The 24,554-nt window shown below is 41.6% G+C and carries 43 protein-coding genes, 1 pseudogene and 1 riboswitch; of the genes and pseudogenes, 9 read left to right on the top strand and 35 right to left on the bottom strand.

Going from position 1 to position 24,554, the window contains the following annotated elements; translation table 11 throughout:
• Nucleotides 1-6: 6 nt before the first annotated feature.
• The 23 genes and pseudogenes from BM101_RS03560 to BM101_RS03460 all read right to left on the bottom strand — a co-directional run bounded on the left by BM101_RS03560 (nt 7) and on the right by BM101_RS03460 (nt 10,933).
• Nucleotides 7-1,332, bottom strand: coding sequence for a phage portal protein (locus tag BM101_RS03560; RefSeq protein ID WP_087030849.1), 1,326 nt, complete (start codon nt 1,330-1,332; stop codon nt 7-9).
• On the bottom strand, nt 1,333-2,592 hold the full coding sequence (locus BM101_RS03555) for a PBSX family phage terminase large subunit (RefSeq protein ID WP_087030847.1): 1,260 nt from the start codon (nt 2,590-2,592) through the stop codon (nt 1,333-1,335).
• Entirely contained in the window at nt 2,582-3,019 is a 438-nt protein-coding gene (locus tag BM101_RS03550; protein WP_087030845.1) for a terminase small subunit, read from the bottom strand. The genes BM101_RS03555 and BM101_RS03550 overlap by 11 nt, the downstream gene beginning before the upstream one ends.
• A gap of 57 nt (nt 3,020-3,076) precedes the next feature.
• Entirely contained in the window at nt 3,077-3,325 is a 249-nt protein-coding gene (locus tag BM101_RS03545) for a hypothetical protein (RefSeq protein ID WP_087030842.1), read from the bottom strand.
• Nucleotides 3,326-3,455: 130 nt separating this feature from the next.
• On the bottom strand, nt 3,456-4,001 hold the full coding sequence (locus tag BM101_RS03540) for a hypothetical protein (protein WP_087030839.1): 546 nt from the start codon (nt 3,999-4,001) through the stop codon (nt 3,456-3,458).
• A gap of 52 nt (nt 4,002-4,053) precedes the next feature.
• Complete coding sequence (locus tag BM101_RS03535; protein WP_087030836.1) at nt 4,054-4,362, bottom strand: hypothetical protein; 309 nt, start codon at nt 4,360-4,362, stop codon at nt 4,054-4,056.
• Nucleotides 4,359-4,589, bottom strand: coding sequence for a hypothetical protein (locus tag BM101_RS03530; RefSeq protein WP_087030834.1), 231 nt, complete (start codon nt 4,587-4,589; stop codon nt 4,359-4,361). Before BM101_RS03530 ends, BM101_RS03535 begins: the two co-directional genes overlap by 4 nt.
• Nucleotides 4,590-4,600: 11 nt before the next feature.
• Nucleotides 4,601-4,965, bottom strand: a pseudogene (locus tag BM101_RS03525) (DUF1064 domain-containing protein).
• Nucleotides 4,966-4,969: 4 nt separating this feature from the next.
• Entirely contained in the window at nt 4,970-5,302 is a 333-nt protein-coding gene (locus BM101_RS03520; RefSeq protein ID WP_087030831.1) for a hypothetical protein, read from the bottom strand.
• Between the two features lie 17 nt (nt 5,303-5,319).
• Nucleotides 5,320-5,775: a single-stranded DNA-binding protein gene (ssb, locus tag BM101_RS03515; protein WP_087030829.1), complete on the bottom strand. Its 456-nt coding sequence runs from the start codon at nt 5,773-5,775 to the stop codon at nt 5,320-5,322.
• Between the two features lie 87 nt (nt 5,776-5,862).
• Nucleotides 5,863-6,018 (bottom strand): hypothetical protein, encoded by a 156-nt coding sequence (locus BM101_RS14025; RefSeq protein ID WP_177194349.1) that lies wholly within the window; start codon nt 6,016-6,018, stop codon nt 5,863-5,865.
• Nucleotides 6,015-6,293 carry a hypothetical protein gene (locus BM101_RS03510; protein WP_087030826.1) on the bottom strand — a complete coding sequence of 93 codons (279 nt, stop codon included), beginning with the start codon at nt 6,291-6,293 and terminating at the stop codon, nt 6,015-6,017. The genes BM101_RS14025 and BM101_RS03510 overlap by 4 nt, the downstream gene beginning before the upstream one ends.
• A 4-nt stretch (nt 6,294-6,297) precedes the next feature.
• The gene (locus BM101_RS03505; protein WP_087030823.1) at nt 6,298-6,573 is read right to left on the bottom strand and encodes a hypothetical protein; all 276 of its coding nucleotides are present in this window, start codon (nt 6,571-6,573) and stop codon (nt 6,298-6,300) included.
• Entirely contained in the window at nt 6,570-6,797 is a 228-nt protein-coding gene (locus BM101_RS03500) for a hypothetical protein (protein WP_087030821.1), read from the bottom strand. The genes BM101_RS03505 and BM101_RS03500 overlap by 4 nt, the downstream gene beginning before the upstream one ends.
• A 2-nt stretch (nt 6,798-6,799) precedes the next feature.
• Nucleotides 6,800-7,741, bottom strand: coding sequence for a phage replisome organizer N-terminal domain-containing protein (locus BM101_RS03495; RefSeq protein WP_087030818.1), 942 nt, complete (start codon nt 7,739-7,741; stop codon nt 6,800-6,802).
• Nucleotides 7,742-7,784: 43 nt separating this feature from the next.
• Nucleotides 7,785-8,720 carry a recombinase RecT gene (locus BM101_RS03490; RefSeq protein WP_087030815.1) on the bottom strand — a complete coding sequence of 312 codons (936 nt, stop codon included), beginning with the start codon at nt 8,718-8,720 and terminating at the stop codon, nt 7,785-7,787.
• A 2-nt stretch (nt 8,721-8,722) separates the two neighbouring features.
• Nucleotides 8,723-9,670 carry a YqaJ viral recombinase family nuclease gene (locus BM101_RS03485; protein WP_087030812.1) on the bottom strand — a complete coding sequence of 316 codons (948 nt, stop codon included), beginning with the start codon at nt 9,668-9,670 and terminating at the stop codon, nt 8,723-8,725.
• Entirely contained in the window at nt 9,667-9,852 is a 186-nt protein-coding gene (locus BM101_RS03480) for a hypothetical protein (RefSeq protein WP_087030809.1), read from the bottom strand. Before BM101_RS03480 ends, BM101_RS03485 begins: the two co-directional genes overlap by 4 nt.
• Before the next feature lie 58 nt (nt 9,853-9,910).
• Nucleotides 9,911-10,147, bottom strand: coding sequence for a hypothetical protein (locus BM101_RS03475; RefSeq protein ID WP_087030806.1), 237 nt, complete (start codon nt 10,145-10,147; stop codon nt 9,911-9,913).
• Complete coding sequence (locus BM101_RS03470) at nt 10,144-10,341, bottom strand: hypothetical protein (RefSeq protein ID WP_087030803.1); 198 nt, start codon at nt 10,339-10,341, stop codon at nt 10,144-10,146. The genes BM101_RS03475 and BM101_RS03470 overlap by 4 nt, the downstream gene beginning before the upstream one ends.
• 2 nt (nt 10,342-10,343) lie before the next feature.
• A complete protein-coding gene (locus tag BM101_RS14340) occupies nt 10,344-10,472 on the bottom strand; it encodes a hypothetical protein (protein WP_256212114.1) in 129 nt (42 codons plus the stop codon).
• 3 nt (nt 10,473-10,475) lie between these two features.
• Nucleotides 10,476-10,736 carry an excisionase gene (locus BM101_RS03465; RefSeq protein WP_087030800.1) on the bottom strand — a complete coding sequence of 87 codons (261 nt, stop codon included), beginning with the start codon at nt 10,734-10,736 and terminating at the stop codon, nt 10,476-10,478.
• A gap of 5 nt (nt 10,737-10,741) precedes the next feature.
• Nucleotides 10,742-10,933 (bottom strand): helix-turn-helix domain-containing protein, encoded by a 192-nt coding sequence (locus BM101_RS03460; protein ID WP_087030797.1) that lies wholly within the window; start codon nt 10,931-10,933, stop codon nt 10,742-10,744.
• Between the two features lie 141 nt (nt 10,934-11,074).
• Between BM101_RS03460 and BM101_RS03455 the strand changes: the two genes are divergently transcribed.
• Nucleotides 11,075-11,296: a DUF2188 domain-containing protein gene (locus BM101_RS03455; RefSeq protein ID WP_087030794.1), complete on the top strand. Its 222-nt coding sequence runs from the start codon at nt 11,075-11,077 to the stop codon at nt 11,294-11,296.
• On the opposite strand, the gene BM101_RS14020 is transcribed toward BM101_RS03455, so the two are convergent.
• From BM101_RS14020 to BM101_RS03440, 3 genes are read right to left on the bottom strand one after another with little or no spacing between them, the layout of a single operon-like run.
• Complete coding sequence (locus BM101_RS14020; protein ID WP_087030791.1) at nt 11,293-11,439, bottom strand: hypothetical protein; 147 nt, start codon at nt 11,437-11,439, stop codon at nt 11,293-11,295. The genes BM101_RS03455 and BM101_RS14020 overlap by 4 nt on opposite strands.
• A 4-nt stretch (nt 11,440-11,443) precedes the next feature.
• Nucleotides 11,444-11,626 (bottom strand): hypothetical protein, encoded by a 183-nt coding sequence (locus BM101_RS03445; protein WP_087030788.1) that lies wholly within the window; start codon nt 11,624-11,626, stop codon nt 11,444-11,446.
• A 5-nt stretch (nt 11,627-11,631) separates the two neighbouring features.
• Nucleotides 11,632-12,402, bottom strand: coding sequence for a phage regulatory protein/antirepressor Ant (locus BM101_RS03440; protein WP_087030785.1), 771 nt, complete (start codon nt 12,400-12,402; stop codon nt 11,632-11,634).
• A 61-nt stretch (nt 12,403-12,463) separates the two neighbouring features.
• Here BM101_RS03440 and BM101_RS03435 point away from each other — a divergent pair, with 61 nt between their 5' ends.
• Nucleotides 12,464-12,706, top strand: a complete 243-nt coding sequence (locus tag BM101_RS03435) for a hypothetical protein (protein WP_087030782.1) — start codon at nt 12,464-12,466, stop codon at nt 12,704-12,706.
• A 1-nt stretch (nt 12,707) separates the two neighbouring features.
• On the opposite strand, the gene BM101_RS14015 is transcribed toward BM101_RS03435, so the two are convergent.
• The gene (locus BM101_RS14015) at nt 12,708-12,875 is read right to left on the bottom strand and encodes a hypothetical protein (protein ID WP_177194347.1); all 168 of its coding nucleotides are present in this window, start codon (nt 12,873-12,875) and stop codon (nt 12,708-12,710) included.
• An 18-nt stretch (nt 12,876-12,893) separates the two neighbouring features.
• Nucleotides 12,894-13,127 (bottom strand): DUF739 family protein, encoded by a 234-nt coding sequence (locus BM101_RS03430; RefSeq protein WP_087030778.1) that lies wholly within the window; start codon nt 13,125-13,127, stop codon nt 12,894-12,896.
• Nucleotides 13,128-13,310: 183 nt separating this feature from the next.
• On the opposite strand from BM101_RS03430, the gene BM101_RS03425 reads away from it, so the two are divergent.
• The 7 genes from BM101_RS03425 to BM101_RS03395 all read left to right on the top strand — a co-directional run bounded on the left by BM101_RS03425 (nt 13,311) and on the right by BM101_RS03395 (nt 18,364).
• A complete protein-coding gene (locus BM101_RS03425) occupies nt 13,311-13,943 on the top strand; it encodes a LexA family protein (RefSeq protein ID WP_177194346.1) in 633 nt (210 codons plus the stop codon).
• A gap of 34 nt (nt 13,944-13,977) precedes the next feature.
• A complete protein-coding gene (locus BM101_RS14220; RefSeq protein ID WP_093399826.1) occupies nt 13,978-14,484 on the top strand; it encodes a PH domain-containing protein in 507 nt (168 codons plus the stop codon).
• A gap of 76 nt (nt 14,485-14,560) precedes the next feature.
• Nucleotides 14,561-15,163, top strand: coding sequence for a PH domain-containing protein (locus BM101_RS03415; protein ID WP_087030984.1), 603 nt, complete (start codon nt 14,561-14,563; stop codon nt 15,161-15,163).
• A gap of 117 nt (nt 15,164-15,280) precedes the next feature.
• Nucleotides 15,281-15,676 carry a hypothetical protein gene (locus BM101_RS03410; RefSeq protein ID WP_087030775.1) on the top strand — a complete coding sequence of 132 codons (396 nt, stop codon included), beginning with the start codon at nt 15,281-15,283 and terminating at the stop codon, nt 15,674-15,676.
• Nucleotides 15,677-15,775: 99 nt separating this feature from the next.
• Nucleotides 15,776-16,783, top strand: coding sequence for an Abi family protein (locus BM101_RS03405; RefSeq protein WP_087030773.1), 1,008 nt, complete (start codon nt 15,776-15,778; stop codon nt 16,781-16,783).
• A 105-nt stretch (nt 16,784-16,888) separates the two neighbouring features.
• On the top strand, nt 16,889-18,043 hold the full coding sequence (locus tag BM101_RS03400) for a tyrosine-type recombinase/integrase (protein WP_087030770.1): 1,155 nt from the start codon (nt 16,889-16,891) through the stop codon (nt 18,041-18,043).
• 87 nt (nt 18,044-18,130) lie between these two features.
• On the top strand, nt 18,131-18,364 hold the full coding sequence (locus BM101_RS03395; protein ID WP_087030767.1) for a ferredoxin: 234 nt from the start codon (nt 18,131-18,133) through the stop codon (nt 18,362-18,364).
• Nucleotides 18,365-18,416: 52 nt separating this feature from the next.
• Here the strand turns inward: BM101_RS03395 and BM101_RS03390 are convergent, their stop codons facing one another.
• From BM101_RS03390 to BM101_RS03360, 7 genes are all read right to left on the bottom strand, one after another.
• Nucleotides 18,417-18,992 (bottom strand): ECF transporter S component, encoded by a 576-nt coding sequence (locus BM101_RS03390; RefSeq protein WP_087030765.1) that lies wholly within the window; start codon nt 18,990-18,992, stop codon nt 18,417-18,419.
• 127 nt (nt 18,993-19,119) lie between these two features.
• Nucleotides 19,120-19,243, bottom strand: a riboswitch (FMN riboswitch).
• 113 nt (nt 19,244-19,356) lie between these two features.
• On the bottom strand, nt 19,357-21,159 hold the full coding sequence (locus BM101_RS03385) for a HAMP domain-containing sensor histidine kinase (protein WP_087030762.1): 1,803 nt from the start codon (nt 21,157-21,159) through the stop codon (nt 19,357-19,359).
• Nucleotides 21,156-21,878, bottom strand: coding sequence for a response regulator transcription factor (locus BM101_RS03380; RefSeq protein ID WP_087030759.1), 723 nt, complete (start codon nt 21,876-21,878; stop codon nt 21,156-21,158). Before BM101_RS03380 ends, BM101_RS03385 begins: the two co-directional genes overlap by 4 nt.
• A gap of 34 nt (nt 21,879-21,912) precedes the next feature.
• A complete protein-coding gene (locus BM101_RS03375) occupies nt 21,913-22,650 on the bottom strand; it encodes a pseudouridine synthase (RefSeq protein ID WP_087030756.1) in 738 nt (245 codons plus the stop codon).
• Nucleotides 22,651-22,768: 118 nt separating this feature from the next.
• Complete coding sequence (gene scpB / locus BM101_RS03370) at nt 22,769-23,404, bottom strand: SMC-Scp complex subunit ScpB (RefSeq protein ID WP_087030754.1); 636 nt, start codon at nt 23,402-23,404, stop codon at nt 22,769-22,771.
• Nucleotides 23,397-24,176 carry a segregation/condensation protein A gene (locus tag BM101_RS03365; RefSeq protein ID WP_087030751.1) on the bottom strand — a complete coding sequence of 260 codons (780 nt, stop codon included), beginning with the start codon at nt 24,174-24,176 and terminating at the stop codon, nt 23,397-23,399. Before BM101_RS03365 ends, scpB begins: the two co-directional genes overlap by 8 nt.
• Nucleotides 24,173-24,484, bottom strand: coding sequence for a GNAT family N-acetyltransferase (locus BM101_RS03360; protein ID WP_245825582.1), 312 nt, complete (start codon nt 24,482-24,484; stop codon nt 24,173-24,175). The genes BM101_RS03365 and BM101_RS03360 overlap by 4 nt, the downstream gene beginning before the upstream one ends.
• Nucleotides 24,485-24,554 lie beyond the last annotated feature (70 nt).

The following is a 24,554-nucleotide window of genomic DNA, read 5'->3' as shown; positions in this document are numbered from 1 at the left end:
GATCGCCTAACTTCCTTCAGTTGCAAAGCCGCCGTTTGGATCCGTAGAATAGCCGCTATTGCCGGAATTGTTTTCCTCGGCCATTTTCTCAATCTCATCATCGACATTATCAACGATGGACAACACACTCAATTGCGTCTTTTTAGATACGACCCCTTGCAAAGATGAGGCAGTGTCCGCTTCATCCGCGATATTCCTTGGAATGTTCCGGGTAAATCTATATTTCAGATTGCGCCATTCATCTTTCTTACTGGCCTCGATGTTAGTCGGCAGGTTGAACAGCATTTTAAAACGGCGATTCATGCCTGACGTGAATTTTCGCTCCTTCATTGCGGCTAAATTCTTCATCGGCTGCAGCTTGAACTCCAGTGCAACACCTGATGCATTCCCAAAGCTTTCATCGTTGATATTTGAGACCATAGCGATCTGATAAACCAAACGCTCCAAACGGTCCAGCAAATGTTCCTGCGTTGTATCCCCATCAGGTTTCTGCAGGAATTCAACGACAATCTTGCTCGCGTCATCCGTGCCAAATATATTAATAGTCCGATTGTCCCGGATTCTCGTCACGCCATCTTCATCCAGCTCTGCACCAAGAATGCAGAGATATGCATCCGCAAAATAATCAACGTCATTGGCTTTTTCGGATAAGGCTTTGTCATACGCATTGATCAGCGATTCAATAGGCTCAAACAGCGCCTGCCGCTCTTCATTCTCAATGTATTCAATCACGGGAACATCACCGTAATAGTGTAGCTTTGTTTCTGCGAACGCTAAATCTTCTTCACCCTGGACAATGGCTACCTCCTCGTTTTTAGTGAACAGCTGTCCATTTATCTTCCCTTCCGAATCGAACTGATACCGAACCGCAAATAAAGGCTTCTGCGCAATCGTGTCATCATAGACGATAAACATATCCAGCGGATTGTTATACGTGCAGCAGGTCTCAGATTCTTCGTCCTGATAGAGCAATTCAAATCCATGGCCATAGATCGAGGTAATCTTGCTCAACTCCGCGAAATTATCGTCCATATCATTCATTCTTAAGAATTGCTCAATTCTTTCGCTGACATTTTTATCTTCATGGCTGACCTTCACAGGTATTCCAGCGAAGTAGCCGTTGAATGTTTCGACCGTATATTTTGCATGATTCACTACCAGGCGATTGTCAGGCTTGTAGGGCTCTTTCTTATCCAGACTGAGTATCGGAGCCTGGCTTTCAAAAAGGTTCTTCAGTCGCATGTATCGAGCTAGTTCGGCCTGATGAATTTCTATGAAGTTATTCACTACTTCAGCGGTTACTTCTTCCTCTGCAGGATGAATCAATATCACTTATAGCCCTCCTTTTATTGTTTTTAGTTTGACCTTGCTACGAATTCCTTCGACCGCATAACGGCAAGCATCGATAACGTGGTTATAACTGTCTACCGGCTTGTTGATGTACTCATTTGTGCCTTTGTCCTTCACCCAAGTGTAGTTTTCCAGCTCCTCAATCAGCTTAACGCAGCGTTCATCAACGATAAATTCATACTGCGAAAGAAATTGGATTCCTTGGATGACAGAATCAGGACCTTTCTTCGCCTCTCGGATCCGGCTGATTCCCTTCTGTCTAATTTCAGCAATGGATTTCTTTTCCGCAGAGTCAGCGGTTATGACTTCTTTCGAATAACCCAGGTCTAATATAGCCTCGGCAATCTTGTCATTCAGCAATCCTTTTCGCACATACTCCTCGAGGAAATAAATCCGTTTGTTCTGTTCATCTATTTTCAGGTGAATAAATGCAGACGGGTCATTGATATAACCAAAGTCGAGACCGAAGTAGGACGTTAACTGAGCCACTTCGTCGCGGTTTATCAGCCGTTTTTGATAGGTTGGGAAAACTAGCTTGTCCAGGGTAGCAAACTCGCCAAGCGCGTATATTTTGTAGTACGCAGGGTTCCGATTCGCTAACTCTTCGATATTTTGCTTCGTGAGTTCATCCAAGAAACGGTTGCTCTTGTACGTCGTCTGATAGATGACCGTGTTAGCCGGCTTCTTTTCGAAGAAATACTTAAAAACCCAGTTAGTTTTACTAACCGGGTTGAACATGAGATATATTTGCTTTTGTTTGTGGCCTTTATCCCGGAGCCGCAGAGTGAGCTGGGTAAAATCATCGACTGTGAATTCGGATGCCTCTTCCATAACCACATCCGAAATGGCTTTGATCGATTTGATTTTCTCTGGGTTATCCATTCCTTTGAAGATCAGCTCTGCATCATTCGGCAGCTTGATCCGATAATCCGTCATGTTCACCTTGCAGTAATCGAACACGCCGTAGGTAATCAAGCATTGCTTCACATCTTCAAAAATGGAATCCTTAAGAGTTGCGCCCACTTTACGTAGGAACAACACTTTACGAGGCTTTTTCCACTCACCCAAAGCTTTCAGAACTACTTTTTGGACAACGCCATGAGATTTACCGGATGAGGCGCCCCCATAGTGGGCTTCAGTGAATGTATCGTAATCATATAGCTTCTCGTATATGTGCTTATTAAAAACTCTGGATGGGTACTTAAATTCAATCTTAATCGATGGTTTCGTTTCAGTCTTCATCGTCAGCATCCCAATCGCCGACAACAATTTCGATGTTGCGGTTGGTCTGTTCTATTTTCTCCGTCCACATGCCGTAGCGCTTGCCGAGATCCACTGCGGCAGCTCTCCTGGCTTGGACGTTTGGTTTTAAATTCATCACTTCCTGAAAGCCATCGCCCACAAAAATTGGTACCGGCTCCGTTACCTCGCCACGCATAACAGAAGTAAGAAACTCCATCACTTCTTGCTGATCAGCCACCTTTTCTGAATTCAAAGCTTCTAGTCGTTCATCTACATAAGCCTTTATGCTCACATTTGCCAATAATTTATAAGCGTTCGCTCTTGCATATGATCTGCTATAACCTGCCTTTAGTGCAGCTTGTTCCACGTTTGCGCAGATGATGTACTCATCTGCGAACCGTTGCTGCTTTAACGTCAATCCTGCCATTTTCCATCACCACCTGTATTTTTTGTATTAAAAAAGACCTCAAGTGAGGTCTAATAATTATGCGATTTCTTCATCACCTTCAACATGCAACGTAGCATCATACTTGCTCCCGAATTCATGAATGTATACACGCTTAACTTCAAACACACCAACAACGCCTAAATTCGGATGATTTTTTTCATCGATTTTGTATTTCACATCGATTAAATCACCTACTCTTGGAATAATTGGGAAAGTAAATTCCTTTCCATTTGCCGAATCATGAGAATCATTCACAACGTAAATTTGCACTTTATAACCATCCATCGCTTCACACCTCCCTTTTATTAACTATACCAAAAACCCCACACAAATGTGCGGGGCCAATAAATAAAAAGGAGGCATTGGAGCCTGATTTTTTGCAGACCCCTTCAAAGACAGTATATACCTTTTCAGTTCACCTTTCGTCCACTCTTTTTCCGCTCGTCTGTAAAACATAGGCATCGATCCCGAAGAGCACGACGGAGAATTCTTCGATTGCCTTCTTTAAGTCTTTATATAAAGTCGTCTTTTCGACGCCGTAGCGTTCCATTAACGCGGTTGGATTTTCATATTCGGGTTTCAGATACATATCTTGGAGAATTTTATGCCTGCGATTAGCGACATCCCCGCCTCGTTCCGCCAATGATCTGTATGCCAGCAGCATCGCATCGATATAATCCATGATCATTTTTGTTTTCTGCTTGGACTTCATGACCTCTTTCAGATTCAGGTCAATGTGTTCCAGCAATCCCATATCTATTTCTTGATGAATAATGCCAATTTGCTCCGGCAAGTTCTCGCAATGCGCGCTTAACTTGCGGTAATTTTTCACGAGAAGTTCGGTATTACGAAAGCGACGATCATGCTGCTCTTTTGATGCAATGCGTTCTTGCTTCTTTTGCTCCTTTAATACGGTTATTGCAATCACTTCAATCCATTTTTCCGGTATTTGTTCTGCCAATTACATCCACCTTTTCCCAAAATTCACGAAACACTTTATTTCTGTTGTACTCTCAAGAAATTATTTTTTCGCTGATCAGCGAACTGCCTGGCCCGCCCCAGCCAAAATGTTTGTATAGTATCTTTTCCAATACGGCTGTCCGATCATCATCAACGAACTTGCAGTAATATCTTTTTTTATAAATCAGTTTGTTTCCATCAAGCGTATATATAAGGAACCCGCATTCGAAAATATCATAAATGCCATTGTTTAACGTCATTTGGAAGCCGTTATTCATCACATCATCCTCGAACGCTGTTCTTACGATTGACCAGTAATCCTTTTCTGGTGGTAACCCTGACTGTGTGTTCCTGTCGCTCATGCCTCTACCTCTTTCATGTCTTTGATTATTTCTTCGATGTCCTTCAGCGCCCTGCAGTATCCGCGCGGCTCGCCTTTTCCGTTTTTGTGCCTCGCAACGCTGTAGTGCGTATCATGCATCAGTTCTATTCTCTTGAGCAATAGATCCGCGTTGACCACATTTTTCTTCGGAGCCTCTTGTTGCTGCACCGGTTCCTCTTTTTTGCGAATAAAGAAATTAAAAGCCATCCAATCTCCTCCTAGACTTCCACAAATTTTTTGTCTTTTGCACTCCACTTCAGCAGCACCAACGGAATTTGATAACGGAACATGAACAATTTTGCTTTTATTTTAAACTCAGGTGTCAGGAAACCTTTGATATCGACAACCTCTATCCGGCCATCTGCGTATAATACTTCGAAATCAGCCCTGTAGGTGATGGCTCGCACGATTCTACCCGTCTGCGGATGAGCAAACCTGTCCAGTAATGTAAATGCTGCATGGAGAAATCTTCTACAAGACCCGATTTTTTTAGTTTAAGAAGATACTCGTAATAACGTGATTCTGCTTTGCTGTCGAACGTGATGCCGTCGATCGTGACCTTTTTCGCTCCGTATTTACTCACGCACTCACCTCATCCCTCTCAGTTGGCTGGTTAAACGCCTGTAAATCTCACTGTACTTCAAGCCGTTATTAATCGACTTGTCTGCAATTTTCTCGGCTTCGCGTCTCTTTATGTCAGCCAGCCATTTTTCAATCGCAAACCTCACGCGCATGCCGTTTTCGGCTATTCTGATCAATCGCCTCACCTCTGTCGGCGTTAGGCGTCGCGTGTCCAGAGTGCGCATGTGCCGCAGGAACTGGCTATCTTCTGCATAGGAATCCGGCGCATTGGCATGGACTCCCCTGGTTTCAAGGGCTCCATCCAGTTTTTCCTCGTCGTATTTTTCACTCACTCTCATCGTTCGGTCCCCATTTCTTAAAACGGAAGGTCATCAGGATTAACAGTAATAGGCTCACCAACGCCCATGAATGGATCAGTTGATTGATGATGCCCACCAGAATTTTGTTGGTTATTCCCGTTGTCTTGTTGACCGCTCGAACGATTGCTATTATCATTTTTAGCCTCCAGGAAGTGGAACTTTTCAACAATGACATCAGTCGTGTAGATTTTCTGACCATCCTTCTCGTAGCTGCCTGTTTGGATCCGTCCGGTTACATCAATCAATGAGCCTTTCCGCAAGTTATCAGCCATGGCTTCAGCTGTTTTCCCCCACACCTGGCAACTTGGGAAATCAGCCTGGGAATTCCCGTTTGCATCTTTGAAATCACGATTGACTGCCAGATTGAACCGCGCCACGGCTTTTCCTGCCGGTGTATACCTCAAATCAAGCTCTTTCGTTACGCGTCCGACTAGCACTACATTGTTAATCATTTCTTATACCTCCGTTTATTGTCCAATAGAGTCAGTATTTCAAGGTACCCCATGAGGATAACGGCCACTAATCCGATGATGACTATTTCAAATCCCGTCATTCTGTACCTCCTGCTCTATGTAAATGTCCCCGGCTTCCGGATGCTTCGGCTTGATTGGCACCACGTTTTCAGAACTCATGATCAAAATTTCCTCGTCTGTCATCAACCGCCATTGGTAGCCAGTGTAAATATACAAGTTCATTCCTCATCCTCCAGATCCTCGATTACAGGTATATATTCGAATTCGCCTATAAATTTCGCAAATGACTTGATGCCTTGCACCACCGCTTCAATAACTTCGTTGATATATTCCCCAAGCTTGCGCCACGATTCTGCATCGATTAAACAAAAAACTTGCTCTTGCGTGTAATAGCGATTTCCGTATGTTCGGACGATATGCCGATCTTCTGCAGTCATCAGCAGCGGCCCACGCCGCAATGCTTGCTTGACTTTCTTTTTTAACTGGCGTTTATTCATTCCGCTACTTCCTCACTTTCCTACTCCATTTTTTCATTTCCTCATAACGATCATGAGCGATCAAGAAAGCAGCAGCACTTTCCAAATAAAATTTAATTTCTTTTTCACTATCCAATGGCCCAGAGCTACCGCACCAGGCACCAACACATGATGTATACTCATAACGCGTTCCGTCCGATTCGAAAAATCCTACACGTTTTTGATCATTGAATATTTCCCAGTGCGTTTCGTCTATCTGGACAGTCGGCGCATCTTGAAGCAGGCTCAGCTGTTCATTCATCTTTCAACCTCCGCTGTCGTGAATAGATCCAGTTGAATTTCATCCGGCCCCGAAAGCTTCACTTCTATGGGTGTATAGCTGTCGTCAACCTCAATCATTTCAAATTCCGGATGGTCATTCACCAGTTGCACCGCATCGGCCCAATAGATTTCTAAGCGATTGCCGAATCCGTCAATGAAATAGCGCCCCGTGTACTTGCCTTGAATCCAATACTTTCCGTTCATTTTTATGCCTCCCTCTTCGAACTCTGTAGCCTTGCGATACGAGCGTTTATTGCTGCTTGCTGCTCCTGATCAAGTGCTGTCTCCGTCCGCGGTTGTTCAGTCCATGCAGGTGTTATTTCTTTTTTCGGTTGTTGCTGCCATGGATTTTGTTTTTGCTTCTGATTTCCAACTGACTCAGCTTCCGCCGCTTCAATCGTTTTGATTCCCTTGTTGGCCCAGCTCTTCATAATGGCCTTGGCATAGGAATACGGTGCATTAGCTTCTATCGCTTTTTGAAGCGCCATAATAACCACATCTTCACTCAGATCATTTATCCAATTTTCCAAATCTTGAATGATGAATGCTGTTGGCATTCCAAAATTTTGTTGATAAAACAAATGGACGCCGCCGCCGGATGATTTTGCTTCTTTCTCTGTCTCTTGCTCTATCTTTATCTCTAACTCTTTCTCTAACTCTATCTCTATCTCTGGTGTATTTTTGTACGAACATTCGTCCGACAAATGTCTTTGATTTGCTAGTACGTTTGTACGTACATTTGTAACACTTTCAGGTATTTCTACCTGTTTCTCACCTTCAATTCTTTTGCGATAATCCCTAATTCTGTCGGCTTCCGTTGAAGATTTCCCTACAAAATTCTGAATGTCGCTCATATATATAGCCCCGTTGTCCAATAGTTCAATTAAACCTAGATCCGTAAATATCCTAACGGCCTTCTCTATATCTCCCACACTATGCCGTGTGACTTGCGCTAACATCGTTGCGTTGTAAGGAATCCGCTCATTAAGCATTAACTTCCCTTCGTTCTTCAAGCTTCTTAAGTAAAGCTTCAAAAGGATATTGGAATACTTATATCCATCCGGCATACTTTCAAGGACGATCATTGAGTCGCCTTCAAAGAAATCTGCTTTAAGTTTTAGGTAATAGTATTTTTTGTTGTCAGCCATTCTCTTTCACCTCACAATCAAGAGGGGAAGCCTCCCCTCTCTGTTAATCTTTCGGCTTGATTGTTCTTTCTTCGAATAATGATTCTTGTGCTGCGGCATCTTCCAGATTGATAATTTCGCCATCTTCCGTTACAAATTCATTTGTCTTAGGAATGGCAATGACTTCTGGAACTGCTTCAAAATCTTCCAGATTATTTTCTGGAGTAATATCTCGAATGTCACCAGTATCCTTATCGAGCGTTTGGACGGTTTCGTCCGTTGTGACGGCTTTTTGCATTTCGATGGATAAGATTCCCCACTTGGAAAGAATGTTCCGGAGGATAGTCTTTTTTGCCATTGAGTCGTAATCTGTCTTCCAAACGCCTGAAAGTTCCGTTTTGTTTTTGGTTTTGTTGTTGCGAATGCGGTGTGCTTCCACTTCCTGCTTGGTCCAATAGACAGTTTTCTCGAATCCGTTCAGCAATTTAAAATAGCCGACATATCCAATAACCACATCAGACAGCTTTCCGTTTGGATCAAACTCGAATTTTTCAGTCAGTCGGTTCCAGGATGTCAATTCACCTTCGTAAACCTCAATGACATTCAATGCTTCGTATTGGCCAGATCGTTGGGCCAACTGAATGTAACCCTTATAGCCCAGGATGAATTGCCCTTTTTGCTTGTTGCCATCCTTGTAATCCCTGAATGGCACGATGTAGGCGTAGCCGAGGTTTTTGTCTAAGGGCAGGTCCAGCGTTGCGGCCGTCATGGCGCAGGTGATGATGCTCATCGGATCGCTTTGAGCTAAGTAGGAATCGTTATTCACCAGGCTAAGGACGGAAGCCGTGAATCCTTGCGATTTGTCTTTCAGGACCTCTTTGAACTTATCTTGAACCACCGGTGAATTAAGCAGTGATTTCAGCCCCAATTGTTTCGTTTGCCCTGGCGATTGGTTGCCGTTATTTTGTAGTTGGTTTTTCAAACTTGAATTCGTTGCCATGATTATTTAATCCCCTTTATCGTTAGTCTTCTTGATTGCGACACATTCACATATTTTTCGTATATATCCGGTTGTTCTTTTTGCAAAGTCTTGGTATCCAATCGGTTTGTGGTGACTGGCTTCCAGTAAATGAGATTCGTTGGGGTGATGCCTATCTCCGCATCCGCTTCTCCAAGCGCCAACTTTATCTGATTCTCGTATAAGCTGATGGTTTCCTCTACGGTCTTCTTGGCGGCCTTCGCTTCATTCAGTAAAGCGATTGTTTCATCAAAGGAAGAGGACAAGGTGATCTCTTTCCCTGCTTCACTGTTGGCATATCGCTCTTTCAGGAAATCCGTTGCTGCTTGGCTGCCATCAATCGGAGGCGCGATATTTTGCTTTACATTGACAGTCCAGAATGCAATCAGACGCTCCTGAATGAGATCTATCAACTCCTGGTCTCTTTCTATTCGCTTCCATTGGAACTTCTGTCCGCCTACCAATACAGCGATGTAGGCATAGTCTTTATCCAAGACGTTGAGATAATGCTGCACCTGAAAAATATATTGTTCCGGTATGTTTTCTTCCGTCCACTTGTCTGCTAAATACACGCTGGCTGTCTTGCATTCCAGGATGGCATTTTCTCCAACGATTTGACGGTCAACGTTTGCGCTCAGGAAATCATATTCTTTGTGGAAATACATGTGATTGTCTTGGCGCACCTTCTTTTCTGCCCGTCTTGAAAATTCTTCTGCGACCGTCTGCTCGAACACATTCCCCCAATAAGCTGCTTCGCTTGAATCTGTTGTATCGATATCGATTTGACCCGTCTTATCTAGCCACAATTGATAGGGGCTCTTGTATTTATTGAATCCAAGAATGGTTGCCACATCGCTTCCGCCGATGGAGGTCCGTCTCAGGTCCAGCCAATCGAATCGGGTCATATTTTTAGTGGATACTTTCTTCCTCATTCTCCTGCCACCATCACTTTCTGTGTTTCCTTAACGAACCGGGAAATGTCTTCCAAACGGACAAGGCCCAGTTCCGTCTCCACGTATTCATCACCATCATAAATTTCGTTTCCTTCCCAGTCAGAACCGAATAGCTGTGGCTCATCCGGTTCCAAAAACCGTTCAAAATTTGTTCTGTTCATGATATACTCACTCCTATAAAAGTATTATTTTTTAACCGCTGATTTTGCTTGCCGGCTATCAGCGGCTTTTTTTGTATTCTTTTTTGACTGCAGAGAGAACTTTCTTTGCATATTTATCTAACCTTTCGAAGTCACGCAGCTCCAGGAATGTCCCTTTATTCACGTTCACTAGGACTACCGGCAACGATGCACCATCAATGATCCAATAAACTTTCACGAAACCGGCATCCACCTTGCTTTGAATATGCGATATGCCACGTTTGCCCAATGCATTTGATAATAAAGCTAAACTCATTGCATCCCTTCCTCTTCCATTTCTTCTAGTTGTCTTTGCAGCCTGACAATTTTATGCTCGAACGCACGCGCCTTTCTCGCTGCTCTATCAGCTTCAGCTTGATACCTTGCTGCACTAATACGCATGTCGCGAAAACAGTTTTCCGCCGCTTCTATTTGAATCAGCATTTCAATATACTTTTCTGGTTTCATCATCATTAACCTCCTATGAGTCCTTGTTCTATACCTCCGGCTATGCCAAACAATATCAGCGCCAATCCGATCAACAAGCCATATACAATCGTTTTGACCAGGATCTCCTCAAACTCATTTGAAAAGATTTTCATGTTCTACCTCCTATACCTGTTATCTTCCAACCATCTGAAATAGTCTTCGAACCTATCCAATTTGATCAACACAATCTTATGTGTCGGGTTCACAACGCCGTCCGCAAACTTTGGATTATCACGCATGTCCGCAATCCACTTCGTCACTGTCGTCCTGCTCACGCTATACATCTTGGATACGACGTCCTTGTTGCCGTATTTGATTGCAGCGCGCTCTGGATTTTGTTCCACTTCACTTAGGTTAATCGTTACCGGTTTCGGCATATTACTCACTCCTCTCTAAAAACATCTAAGCTAACTTCCAATGCATCGGCTATCTTACACATCAGCTCGAAACTGGGCTTCTTGATTCTGCCTTTTTTTAGATCTGATACGGTACCGGAATGAACCTTCATGCGTTTGGCCAGCTGCTCCTGGTTCAAATTCTTCTCTTTCAATATTTTTTCGATGGTGTCCCACATAGAACCACCCCCTAATTGCTATATATTGTATTTTTTTGGTAACTTTCCGTGATATATCGTGTTATACTTTTGTTTGTAGGACTCGCCTTCGACCGGAGTTTCCTGCAAATCTATGTATAAGAAGCGAGGTGATATTTTTTTATGGGAGATCAACATGTAACTCGAAATCAAGATGGAACTTGGAATGTTTTAGGAGCAGGAAATAAGCGCGTCACTAGTAAACACGAAACACAAGCCAAAGCAATTGACGCTGCCAAAAACATCGCTAAAAACCAGAAGTCCGAAGTTGTCATCCATGGAGTTGATGGTAAAATCCGTGCCAAGGATAGTTACGGAAAAGATCCACATCCTCCAAAAGGCTAATTCTCATATTGCGGAATAAGCCGAATAATATAACCTTCAGCAGGAGTTGCCTCTTCAGCAGTAACTTCTGCTATTTTTTCGCCGTTTTCTGTTTCTATGACTAACTTTTGATATTTTTCTTGATTTAAAATGCCGTTCTCCATCCTCTTAAACCTCCATTTCTTCTACAAGCGGAATAATCTTTAGTCCGTCTGCGGTACGCTGAACTATGCGAACATCTGTTTCTTGGCCAAATCTAACGGTTCCGCTTTTTAGATTCATGTTCATTTTTTTGCCTTCTATTGAATCTTTCGATTCCATAGTGGGCATTTCTTTTTCTGTATCTCCCATCCCTCTCACCCCTCCATTTCTAAATCCATTAATGCGATAATCCCGCGTCTTTCAAGCAGCTCATGAATGAACAACCTTCCCTTTTGCGTCCATTTAGTCTGCATCTGTGTGTCAGGCTCTCCGTTGCTCCGTACGATGTTAATTGTGTTCGATTTGGTGTACCCATTATTCATGTGGTTTTTGTACAAGATCCATTGATTTCCAACCTTGTGCTGCACACGTTCCTCATGTAAGACTTTGTTCAGTTCTCTTGCGGACAAGCCATAGTCTGCAGCAATCTGCGTTACCGTAAGCAAACCTTTTGATTGGAGAATTTTGTCCAGGTATCCGATTTTTGGTTCGTACTCCGCAATGAGTTGCGCCTGTACCTCAGTCGTTTCGAGCAGTTTCTGCTTCTCCCGTTGCTCCTCAATCCACGCCTGTGCTCTTGCGATTGGATCCTCAATCATGTACGAGTTCTTTGGCTGAATCGATTCCATTTCGTTGAACTTCTTGACGTATCTCGCGGTGAACAGCACGCCCTTCTTTCCAGTCAGCTTATTGGCCACCATCTCGCATCCTTGTTTTGTTAACAAGAAACATGGACGTTCTTGGTTGTTAGCATCCGTATAAGTTGACTCTATGAAGAAATCGCCCGACGCAATTTTGCTTTCGGCTAAATAGTTGATATATGTACGAATATCTCTAAGTAATTCTGTGTGTCTTTTTTCAACCATTGTTGAAACTTCCCTCGAATCGATTGCTGCTGATCTATTTAGTATTTGCAAATTATTCATTTTGTTCCCTTCTTTCTTTTGTTGGTTCCCTTTGAGATAATGCTCTAAAGGAGGTGATACTATGTCTACAAAGGTTTACGCCAATTTAATTGGTAGCTGGGTTGATTTATCAACAGATGATTCATGTGTAATGGGTCCGCGCATGACCTCTCCCTATATATGGTGGGAAGAAAATGCTGAATTGTTTAGTCCCATTCAGAAAAAGGAAGAAAACACAATGTACAATCAGGATTACATCGTGATTCATTACAAGAATCGCGATTATCGGATTCATCCGATCTTCATTCAGATTGTCGAGTCTTAAACTATTTCTTTAACCAGTGACCTATAAGCTCCTTATCATGGCTGTTAAGTTGCACCTTAGCAGCTTGATAGGAGTAATTTTGATTAACCACCTCAACAACTCTTTCCCATTCAGATTTACTGAGCCCATCAGTTATTTGTAGTAACAATTGTATTTTTTCTTCATTCATGTTATTGCTCCTCCTTTTCTATTTTAGTTCAGTTTTCTGAACCTTTTTAACAAAAAAATATTCAGAAACTTCATTAGGTTCTATCAACAAGAGCTCACAAGCTTTTTTTATTTGCGGTTGCGTAAAAAAAGTATGTCCGTTCAATTTTCCTGATAGTGCGACAGTACTCATGCCTAGCGCGATAGCGAATTCTTCCTGCGTAGCGAATTTTTCTCTGATGCGACCGCGTAATTTGTTATATTCGAAGCTCACTTTATTTTCACCTCCTTTAAATTTAAAGTTCAGTTTTCTGAACAACCTAATCTTAGCATGTTATTTTTATGATTGCAACACAAAATATTCAGAAATCTTAATTTTATTTTCGTTAAACTTGTATTTGCGTTAAGTTTTCTTTATTATGTAATTATAAATATTACATAAAGGAGGATAGAAAATATGGTTGAATCATTTAAAGAACGATTGAATAAAGCTATCGCTGAAAAAGGTATTAAACCGGCAGAATTAGCGAGACGAACGGGGATAAATAAGTCTTCCATTACTGCATGGTTAAAAGGTGATTACGAAGCTAAACAAGATAATATTTTCAAGTTATCTAAGGCTTTAGGCGTAAGCGAAGCGTGGTTGATGGGAATTGACACACCGAGTTCTGCTCCAACTAACATAATCCCTATATCCGCCGACAATATGATCGCTATACCTATTATCGGAACCATCGCATGCGGCGATCCGATATTAGCAGATGAGAACATAATCGGCTATCGTTACCATCTGAAGGATACCCTACCGGGTGGCGAAACTTTCTATCTGAAGGCTGCCGGCGACAGCATGGAGCCGACAATCAGAAACGGTGCTGATGTTCTGATCAGACTTCAGGAAGAGGTTGAAGACGGCGAAATCGCGGCGGTGCTTGTGAACGGAGACACAGAGGCTACTTTGAAGCGTGTGAAGAAGCAAGGGGATATCATAATGCTAGTGGCTGAAAATAGTGCATATGCGCCTTATATTATTACGGAGCATAATCCTGCGAGAATACTTGGTAAAGCCGTTGAAGTTGTTTTTGATTTGTAGGATTTTTTGAAATATATTTCAGGAGGAGATTGTTATGAAGTTTTGTCCAGAATGCGGTAATAATATTGAGGGTGCGAAGTTTTGTCCGGAATGCGGATATAAAGTTGGAGGATCGACTACAAGTGCTGCAGCTACAGTTGAACCTGTTAAGGAACACGGAGAAAAGGAACTGTTAACCTTCTCGACTTATATGTTTGGAATGGAAAATCAAAAGGCCAACATTGGTGGGAAATTTGATATTTCTATGCCTAAAGAGAATTACACGATTACCTCCGAACGTCTTATTATAGAAAAACAAGGTGTGGTATCTAAAAAGCGAGAAGAAATAGAACTTTTTACAATCAAAGATATTAACGTGAAACAAGGCTTGAAAGAGAAGGTATTGAAAATAGGAGATGTTGAGATTATCAGCAAAGACTCGTCTACGCCGGTGTTAGTTCTACGTCGAGTTCAGGATCCTGCTCACGTTCGCGAAGTCTTACGTGCTGCAGTGCGGGATCTGAAAAAATCGATGAATGTGAGTTATAGGGAAGAATTATAAACAAAAAATCCCCATTCCCCTGCTTAGCATAGCAGCGAGTGATAAAGCGTATTTTTAAATAATAGGAGGAAATCATATGGGCCTTTTTAGTAGAAATGAGGACAAAAAAACAGCAAAAATTCTAATGGCGGAAGAAAAGAAAAACGCTAAACTTGAAAAAGAATTAATTAATGAAGAAAAAATAAAAACCGGAAAATCAACAATTAAGATTCTAAATGATGCAAAAAATCATTTTGAAGACAACGAAGAACTTATTGATTATGTGTCTGGAGTGTATGATGCTAAATTATTGAATGCAGATACAAAAATTAGCGGCGTCCTTATCGCAACAAATAAAAGAGTACTTGCTTATGGGAAAAAAATGACAGGCTTTAATTTGGAAACAATTGACTATAACAAGATTTCATCTGTTGAATATAACAAAGGTTCGATATTGTGGGAACTTAAAATACATACTAGTGGAAATGTAATAAAAGTCGAAACAGGCATGCATCATGGAACTATAGAGCTTATCAAAATTATTAAGGACAAGATAAACATACCATCTCAGGTGGTAACCGCAGCCGCCCAAGAAAAAAGCCTTCCTGATCAATTAAAAGAGTTAAAAGAACTTGTTGACATGGATATTCTTACGCAAAGTGAATTTGATGCTAAGAAGAAGCAAATACTAGGATTATAAACAAAAATCCCCACTCCCCTACTTTGGACGGTAAGGAGTGAAAAGTATATCAGAGTGTTCGGATGAAAGTATGAATTTGCCTTTTCCTTATTATAATAAAGAATGGAGTAGAACTTTATGGATAAAAATGCAATTGGGTATATAGTTGAGATACCAAATGAATATACGGTAATAATTAATGTTGGAGAGTTCTCAGTTTCTGTTGGAGACAAAATCTATATATATGAATCCGGAAAAATTATTGAAGATCCTATAACAAATCAAAAACTCGGACAATATGATTTCATTAAAGAGACAGTTGAAGTTACCGAAGTATATCAAGAATTTTCAGTTTGTAAAAAGGTAGTTAGAAAAAAAGGAAACAAAATTTCAATTGCTATGACTCCTTTATTACAAGAGAATATATATGTTACTTACGATGAATTAAAAGTAAATCCAGATGAAAATAAACATTGGGCTATCTCTAATTCATTGATTTCAATTGGGGATCCAGTAAAAAACAAAATTAGTTGACAGTTTCAAAATACTTCGATAAGATAAACTTAACTGAAACGCCAACGGGAAGTTGGTACGGAGTTTTCTTATCGAAAGATAGGGAGGCTCCGTTTTTTTATGTCAGACAATATTCCTTTCAAGTCATTTGAAGAACAACTTGTAAAAATACAAGAGAAAAACATCGATATTATATCGGAAGACTTTACTATTAATTCACTTAAAAATCATTCTTATTACACCTTAATCAACGGTTATAAACATCTATTTCTAAAGCCTGGTGAAACCGACATTATGATAGACGGAACTTGTTTTGAAGATTTTTCAGTAGCATATTATATAGATACGAATATTAGTAGTTTAATATTTAAATATATCCTCTTCATTGAACGCGGACTACGAACACGCGTTTCCTATGTTGTTGCTAATACATTCGGCGTAGAAAACACTGGTGATAATAGTTATCTAAAAAGAGGTTTGTATCTTGATAGCCGGCGCCTGAGAGGAAGTACTTTGCGTGATTTAGATGATTGCATCAGGAATTGCAAACAAGGTTCCGTTACCTATTACTATAAGGAAAATAAAGCTAATATCCCTCCTTGGATTGTTGTGAATGACATATCCTTTTTCAATACAATTTCATGGTTCGAAATTTTACCTTATGACTTTAAACAGATGATTTTAACAGACTACTTCAACAACTCCGAATTACCAGAAAGAGGCCATGCGGATTTTCTGTATTACTCCATGAATTTCTTAAGAGACTATCGAAACATCGCCGCTCACGGAAAAAGGAACTTCAAAGAAAAAATTAAGCATTATATTTCTCCTGGTAACAGCTTACAGTTTTTTGGAACGACATTGCTTACACAAAGTGATATAGATAATGGCTTTGGCTTTAAAGATTTATACACAGTAATCATACTAATTCTTAAATACACTTTTGACGAGGTTGTACTAAGTAATTTCGTCCAAGAATTACTGGTATCATTACTTCCTTATATTGATTCTGAAACATATGAACCTAATAAATTGATCAATGGAAAAAATATTTATCAAATCTTAAACATACCAGAAAACACTATGACAAGGATTTTTACTTACATTGAAGAGTTGTACGCAAAATAAAAACACCACTCTCCCCGACCAAAGCGAAAGTGGTGTTTCCAAAAAAACGCCCATAAATAGAGCGATTTGTTACGCCCTATTATAACAGATAGGAGCTGAAAAAGCATGTGGATGGAAGAACTACCGAACGGGAAATACAAATTCTTCGAACGCTATGAAAACGAACTGTTCGGGAAAACAAAGAAGTTTTCCGTCACCCTAACCAGCAAAAGCTCCCGTGCTCAAAAAGAAGCCAAGCGGATGCTGGACGAAAAGAATCAAAAATTCCTCAAGAATTTCAGCCTGACGAAAGCCGGGATGAATATCACTTTTGAAGATGTGGCCAACGAATGGTTTCCAAAGTATCTGCAGACTGTGAAGGCATCGACCGGAAAAACGCAAAGAAGATATTTCTCGTTAGTAATGAATAACTTCCCTAAAGAAGCGTTGGTTTCCAAAATCGATACCGGCACGCTGCAGGACTATTTCGAAATGATCTATTACGAAAAGAACTACGGCTTCGATACCGTCAGAAACATAAAATCAATGGTTAACCAAATCTTCAAATACGCAAAGAAACGCAACTACTGTCTGTATAACCCCGTTTCGGATGTCGAACTGAAAAAGAAACCGATCACGATGTCGGAGCGCGAAAAAATAAGCAACAAATTCCTAGATCATGATGAATTGGAAACCTGCCTCTATGGGTTGTCACGCTACAACGTCCGTTATTCGCGTCTGTGCGAGTTTATGTCATTGACTGGCTTGCGGATTGGCGAAACGAATATATTGCGGGCATCCGATATTATCGATGGCTGCGTGAAAGTATCCGGCACCTATGCCACCGATACGAATTCTGTTGCCGATGCATACATCAGCACCCCCAAGACGGCAGCGGCTTATCGCATGGTAGCCTTGTCGGATCGGGCCATTGAAATCATCCGGTTATTCGAATCGGAGAATGAACTATACAAATCAGAGTATCCGGATTATGATGATAAAGGTTATATCTTCGCCATGCCGAAAGGAACGCCTATCTTGCACAGCATAATCAATTACCACCTGAAGAAAGTGATGATTGACATGGGGATCCAAAAGGAGATTTCGACGCACGTTTTCAGACATAGCCATATCTCCATCTTGTCAGAGTTGGGCATCCCAGTGAAGGCCATCATGGAAAGAGTTGGCCATTCTGATCCGAAGGTCACGTTGGAAATATATACACACGTTACGAAGAACATGACGCGGGATATCGTGGACAAACTAAACAACTTGAAATAGTTCTGCCCCCTTTCTGCCCCTTTCCTTCGAAAAATAAATTGAAACAAGCTTAGAACATTGATATGAAAGGATTTCAAGTGAAAATATATGTATTATACCAAAATTAATCAAGAAAACTGCATCGCCTGCGGACTTTGCCAAATAATTTCCCCCGCTCTGTTTGATTTCACCCCGGACGGCATCGCCTTCACGCGTAAGGACGAAAATAAAGGCATCATACCCGTCCCTTCGGAAGAGATGGATGCCTTTCGCAAAGCCTACCAACAATGCCCTACAGGCGCGATATTGCGGTCAGAAGAGCCATTTGAGCGTCAAGCGTAGCCAAAAATCAATACCCGAACAAAAAAAGCAGCCAATCGGCTGCTTTTTCGTTTTATTTATATGTTAACTTAATATTTTGATGTGTAAGCCATGGTTTCAGCTTTGGCATAACCAGCAGGATGACAGCGCTGATGACCAATCCTTTGATTATGTTGAATGGCAAGATTCCCGCCAATACCAACTCTTTTATTGGTCCCATTTGGAAGTTTAAAAGGTTCATGTACAAAGGTGTGAAGACATACCAATTGGCTACAGACAAGACGACGGTCAATACGATTGTGCCGGCAAGCAAGGATAGGATAACGCCTGCTTTTGTTTTAGATTTTTGCAATAAGTAATATACCGGCAAGGTATAAGCCAGTGTTGCCAAGAAGCCAGCAGCATCGCCGATTGGGTAACCCATATCGCCGCCTGTTTGAAGGTAATGTAAAATGGAACGAATCAGTGCTGAAATGATGCCGCCTGCTGGACCATAAAGGAAAAATGAAAGCAAAATGGGTAGATCGCTGAAGTCAATTTTCAAATACGAGAATGCCGGGATGACCGGAAAAGCGATAAACATCAATACGAAAGCAAGTGCTCCAAACAGTGAAATGCCCACCATTTTTTTAGTTTTGTTCTGTTGCATAATAATAAATCCTCCCTGTTGATTTCATCTCAGAGATGGGTCTCTTTCAATAGAAAAGAGCCCTATTCTTATCCTCCGCAAAATGGATAGATAAAAATAGAGCCCTCGAATAAGCTATTCAAAGAAACCCCATCTTCTTCCATCCAGACTGTACTGTCGGTACTGGAATTACACCAGTTCAGCCCGTATCGAAATACGAGGTCGTGGACTATACCACCGGTCGGGAATTTCACCCTGCCCTGAAGACGAATCTTTTTTTTATTTTGTAAATCAAATATATATCTTCCCGATAGGAAAGTCAATATAAATATCATTAATTCGAGATATTTTTTTTAGTGAGTTATTTCCCGGGGGAAGTGGACGTTCAGAGCAGCTCCGGATCCGGCAAACTGATGACGAAGGTGGTACCCACGCCCAACTCGCTGTGCACCTCAATTTTACCATCATGTGCTTCTACGATTGTCTGCACAATCGATAACCCGATGCCCGTACTTTTTTGTTTTGAATTGGTTCTTGATTTATCGTCTTTATAGAAACGTTCAAAAATATAGGGCAAACTCTCTTGTTGGATCCCAATTCCGTTATCGCTCACTTCAAATAACACTTTACCGGATAGATCATCCAAGCTTCCTTCTATATGGATGAATTTTTGCTGTCTTGCACCGATTTCCGCAGAATAGCGAACCGCATTGTCGATCAGATTATAAAATACCTGGTTCATTTTTTCCTCATCAAAAGGATAATGATCGATGCCATCCAATAATTCAAAAGAGAAATGGATTTCCGACTCTTTAAAACTTTTCTCGAAGCGGACAGAAAGATGTTCAAAGAACGCAGCCAAATCGACAGCATGTCTGTTCAGTTCGATATATCCAGCCTGCATCCGCGATAAATCCAGCAAATTGTTGACCATGTTATTCATCTCGGTTGTCTCATCTAAAATAATATGCGCCATTTCAATCTTTTCTTCATTGGTCTCTGCAATATTATCGATGATCGCTTCGCTGTAGCCTTTTATCATCTGCAGAGGGGTACGCAAATCGTGCGATACATTCGTGATGAAGTCCCCGCGGATAGTATCCAATTGTTTTGCGGTTGTGATGTCCTGCAGCACAACCAAGACGCCCCGCACCTGTTTCGATTCGGCCTGTACCAACGGAGTGACTTTCACATTAAAATACCTTTGCAGCCACTGACACTCCGTTTCCGCACTGGAGGCCGTATCATACGAATGTAGGATCATTTCCCTGAATTGATCAGGCATGGCTTTGTTCTCGGCATCAGGGTCTGCTTTTCTCCAAAAATCAAGAAATTCTTTCCCGAAACCATTCACAAGTGTCAAGTTCATATTTTGGTCAAAATAAAGAATCCCTCCAGGCAGCGATTCAAACAAATGGGTCAGCAATTCTTTCTCTTCCTTGTTCATCAGCGTGCTTGCCTGAATCGCTTTTCCGAGTTTGCTCATGGCAATACCCAGATTCGAAATTTCATCATAGGTTTCAACTTTGATTTTTTTTGAAAAATCATTGCGCGAATATTTAAAGGCGATATCCGTCATCGCCTCCAACGGTTCCGATACTTTACGCTCCAGATATTGATAATAAGCGATTGCCCCCATCAAAAATATAGACAGAAGCAACCAAAACATGCTTTTCGCATTAAGATGATAGGACTGCAGCTCATCCAAATTGTAAAAAATGATGATGGTCCCCGCTTTTCCGTCACGCTCAAAAAAATGAACATCCGTCAAAAAAAGCAACTCATTATTATTGGAATCAAAGACAGTAATTTTCTCAAATAGCTCTTGTTTATTTGCCAACGCGCTTGCCAGGGGGACGGAGGCAAATAATTTCTTTTTCAGCGAACTGGATTGCTTGGCAAGAGCCGCATCATTCATAACAAACTGACTCTGATCACCTATTTCAATGTAATAGCCAAGCTCCGATGATTGGCTGCCGCTGGAAGCCGGCTCTGCCAAATAGCTATCAGGAGCCCCCAATATCCTATCCCGTGTTGCTATCATTTTCTCTTGCAGCAAAGTGATGTACGTATCTTCGATGGTGTTCACATTGGTGATGGCGTTCCCTATATACATCAAGGTCATCAGCGCTACTGTCAGCAGAACAAAGAAAAGCCAAGAGTTTAAAAAAATTCTTTTCTTTTTCATTTCTTTTCGTTAGTCCGTTCAGAATCGATCGGCGAAAATTTATAGCCCATTCCCCAAACCGTTACAATCATTTTGGAAACTGATTTGGATTGTTTTAATAATTTCTCGCGCAATCGTTTTACGTGTGTGTCGACCGTCCGTAGATCGCCAAAAAATTCGTAGCGCCATACTTCTTTCAACAACACTTCTCTGGTAAAGATTTTTTCTGGCGATTTAGAAAGATAGAGGAGCAATTCAAATTCTTTTGGCGTTAAATTGATCGGCACATTATCCACTAATACGAGCCTGGAGTCAGGGTAGATCTTGAGTTGCGGAAAATCGATCGTATTCGATTCAGATTCCAACGGTTTCGTGCGTTTCAATACCGCTGCAACCCGCAGCATCACTTCTCTTGGGCTGAATGGTTTCACGATGTAATCATCCGCTCCGGACATAAACCCTTCCACTCTGTTGTTTTCTTCACCGCGGGCAGTGATCATCATGATGGGGACTTCTTTTTCTTTGCGGACCAATTTTGCCACCTCGATGCCGCTCATTTCCGGAAGCATTAAGTCGAGCAAGACCAGATCGTACGAGTTTGCTAAAATCATTTCCAACGCAGTCTTTCCATCTTCGGCTTCGAATGTCTCGTACCCATCTTTTTCAAGATATAGTTTCAATAGTCGGCGAATCCGTTCTTCGTCATCTACGATGAGAATCTTCCCTGCTGCTTTTGCCATTCAAATCATCCTTTGCATTTAGTAAATTTTCTCTCTATCTTTTTGCGTCCGCCTCATTTGAAAGAGCGATTTTTTTAAGTTTTTCCACTTCGAATGCGTTCAGTTCGCGGTACTCGCCGGGTTTTAAATCGCCCAGTGTCAAGAAGCCGAACGCTTCCCGTTTCAATTTTTCCACAGGGCAGCCAATCTGTTCAAACATTCTTTTCACCTGATGATTCCAGCCCTCATGGATAGTGATTTCTACGATCGCAGTATTCTTCTGGGAATTGGCCGAAATCAATTTAGTTCTAGCTTTAGATGTTTTTTTGCCATCCAGGATGACGCCATTCTCCAATTTATTCAGTTGCGCGCGCGTAGGGATTGCGCTGACTTTTGCCACATACGTTTTTTCGATGTGATATTTCGGATGCGTCAATAAATTGGCAAATTCACCGTCATTGGTCATCAGCAAAAGACCGGTCGTATCAAAATCCAATCTACCGATAGGATAGATTCTTTCTTTGACGTTAAAGAAATCCGTGACCACCGTTCTATCCTTGTCGTCTTTGACGGAGGACAAGGTATTCTTTGGTTTGTAGAAAAGATAGTAGGCCGGTTGTTCCCGATAAATCGGCATCCCCTTCACTTCCACCCTGTCACTTTTTGATACTTTAACGCCCAATTCCTTTACGACTTCTCCGTTGACGGTCACTAGGCCTTCTGTTATCATTTCTTCCGCTTTTCTTCTTGAAGCAATCCCCGCATGTGCTATAACTTTCTGTAATCGTTCCATTCATTCACCTTTTATTCTTTCATTTTGTCCCTTTCCAGCTTGCGGCTGATTGCCGGCCGGAAAGGTCAGTATCTATTGGCAAAACTGTCATTACCACTCCGCCAATGCCATTAATCTATTAAATCAGCGATATTTGGTCATCAGCAAAAAAACCGTCCGTTCCTTCAATAGGTCCATCGGGGTTTTCGTTTCCCTCGTCCAAGCCATAATTAAATAGATCGAACGATTCGTTCTCTTGCATTTGAAAAAGCTCTTCAACATTGGGCAGATCCTCGATCGTCGTCAGTCCAAAATAGTTCATGAAATAGTCCGTCGTGCCATAGATGATCGGTCTTCCAGGCGTTTCAGTCCGTCCCATCTCCTTCACCAAACCCCTTAGCATCAAGCGTTGCACTAAACCAGCGGACTGCACACCCCTGATTTGATCGATTTCGATGCGCGTCAATGGCTGTTTATACGCTATGATCGCCAGTGTCTCTAACGCTGCCTGCGACAAATGCGTCGCAAAAGGTGAAATGGCATAGCTTTTGATTAACTCGGCATATTCTTTTTTTGTCGCCAATTGATATCTTTTGCGCGTCTCGATCAGAGTCAGTCCCGAATGCATGTTATCATTATGGTTCTCTCTCATTTCAACCAAAAGATTGCGAGCTTCCATTTCGCTTATTTCCAGCAACGATGTTATCTCATCCATGCTCAGTCCATCATCGCCCGCTACAAATAAAAGACTTTCCAAAGCCCCTTTTTTATTCATCGACTAAAACTCCCATAATCCGTATTAAATAGATGTCACCATAAACTTCTTCTTGCATAAAATTAATTTCCCGTTCTTTGACCAGTTCCAGCATCGCCAAGAACGTATTCACTACCTGAGACTTTGTCTGAACCTCAAAAAAAGCGGCAAAAGGAATACGGACTTGGGGCGTTGCCCCTAAACTGTCGAATTTTTCCAGTATCGATCGCATAGTCTGTTCGACGGTAAATTGTTCTTGCCCCATTTTTGCCTGCAGCGGTTTTTTCTTCTGCAATTTTTGATACATTTTTTGCAAGGCCGCTATCAAATCCGTCGCGGAAACTTCACCTGGGGACAGCGGAACCGAATGTTGCAGTTCCTCCAAGTCGGTAGCATTTTTTGTGAAATATAAGCCTCTTTCTTGTTCCAATTCCTTTAAAGCCTTTGCGGCACCTTGGAATTGTTTATACTCTATCAGTTGCTGGACAAGGCTTTCGCGAGGATCTTCACCCTCTTCATAGAAATCTTCTGTAAATTCGATTTCCTTTTTCGGCAATAATAAGCGACTTTTTATTTCCAACAGTGTGGCAGCCATAAGCAAGTAATCCCCCGCTACATCCAGCTTCAATTCTTGCATTGAGTCAAGGTAGCGGAGGTATTGTTCAGTTATCTCGGCAATCGGGATGTCAAAGATATCCACTTTCATTTCTTTGATCAAATGGAGCAGCAAGTCTAAGGGGCCTTCGAAATCAGGAAGTTTAAAGGTGAGTTCATTTTCTCCAGGCGCTATCATCCACTCATTCCCTCATCATTCTCTTCCTTCTGTTTTTGGCTCCACTTTGCTATAAACTGTGCTGTTTCTATCGTTCCGCTGATGGAATGGGCAGGGTACTGTTTCTGCAAGCCATTCAGCAGCGAATAGACAATCCCTTCCTTCCTGAAAGAAGGGGAAACCGCTAGATGGCGGACTAAAATCATGGTGTCGCTGAGTTCAATGCCTACTAAGGCAACAATATTATCCGTCTCTTCATCTTTCCAAAGAAACAATTTCCTTTCAGCATTCTCCTTGTAACTATCCATTTCAGCCTTTAATCTGGCCACATTTTTCAAATCCGTTACATAAGAAAGTAATCCCATAGCGATTTTTTCACATGATTGATTATACGAAATA

The organism is Trichococcus palustris (assembly GCF_900114465.1).
GTDB lineage: Bacteria > Bacillota > Bacilli > Lactobacillales > Aerococcaceae > Trichococcus > Trichococcus palustris.
The sequence above is the reverse complement of the archived record's forward strand: the minus strand, read 5'-3'. Positions and strand labels throughout refer to the sequence as shown.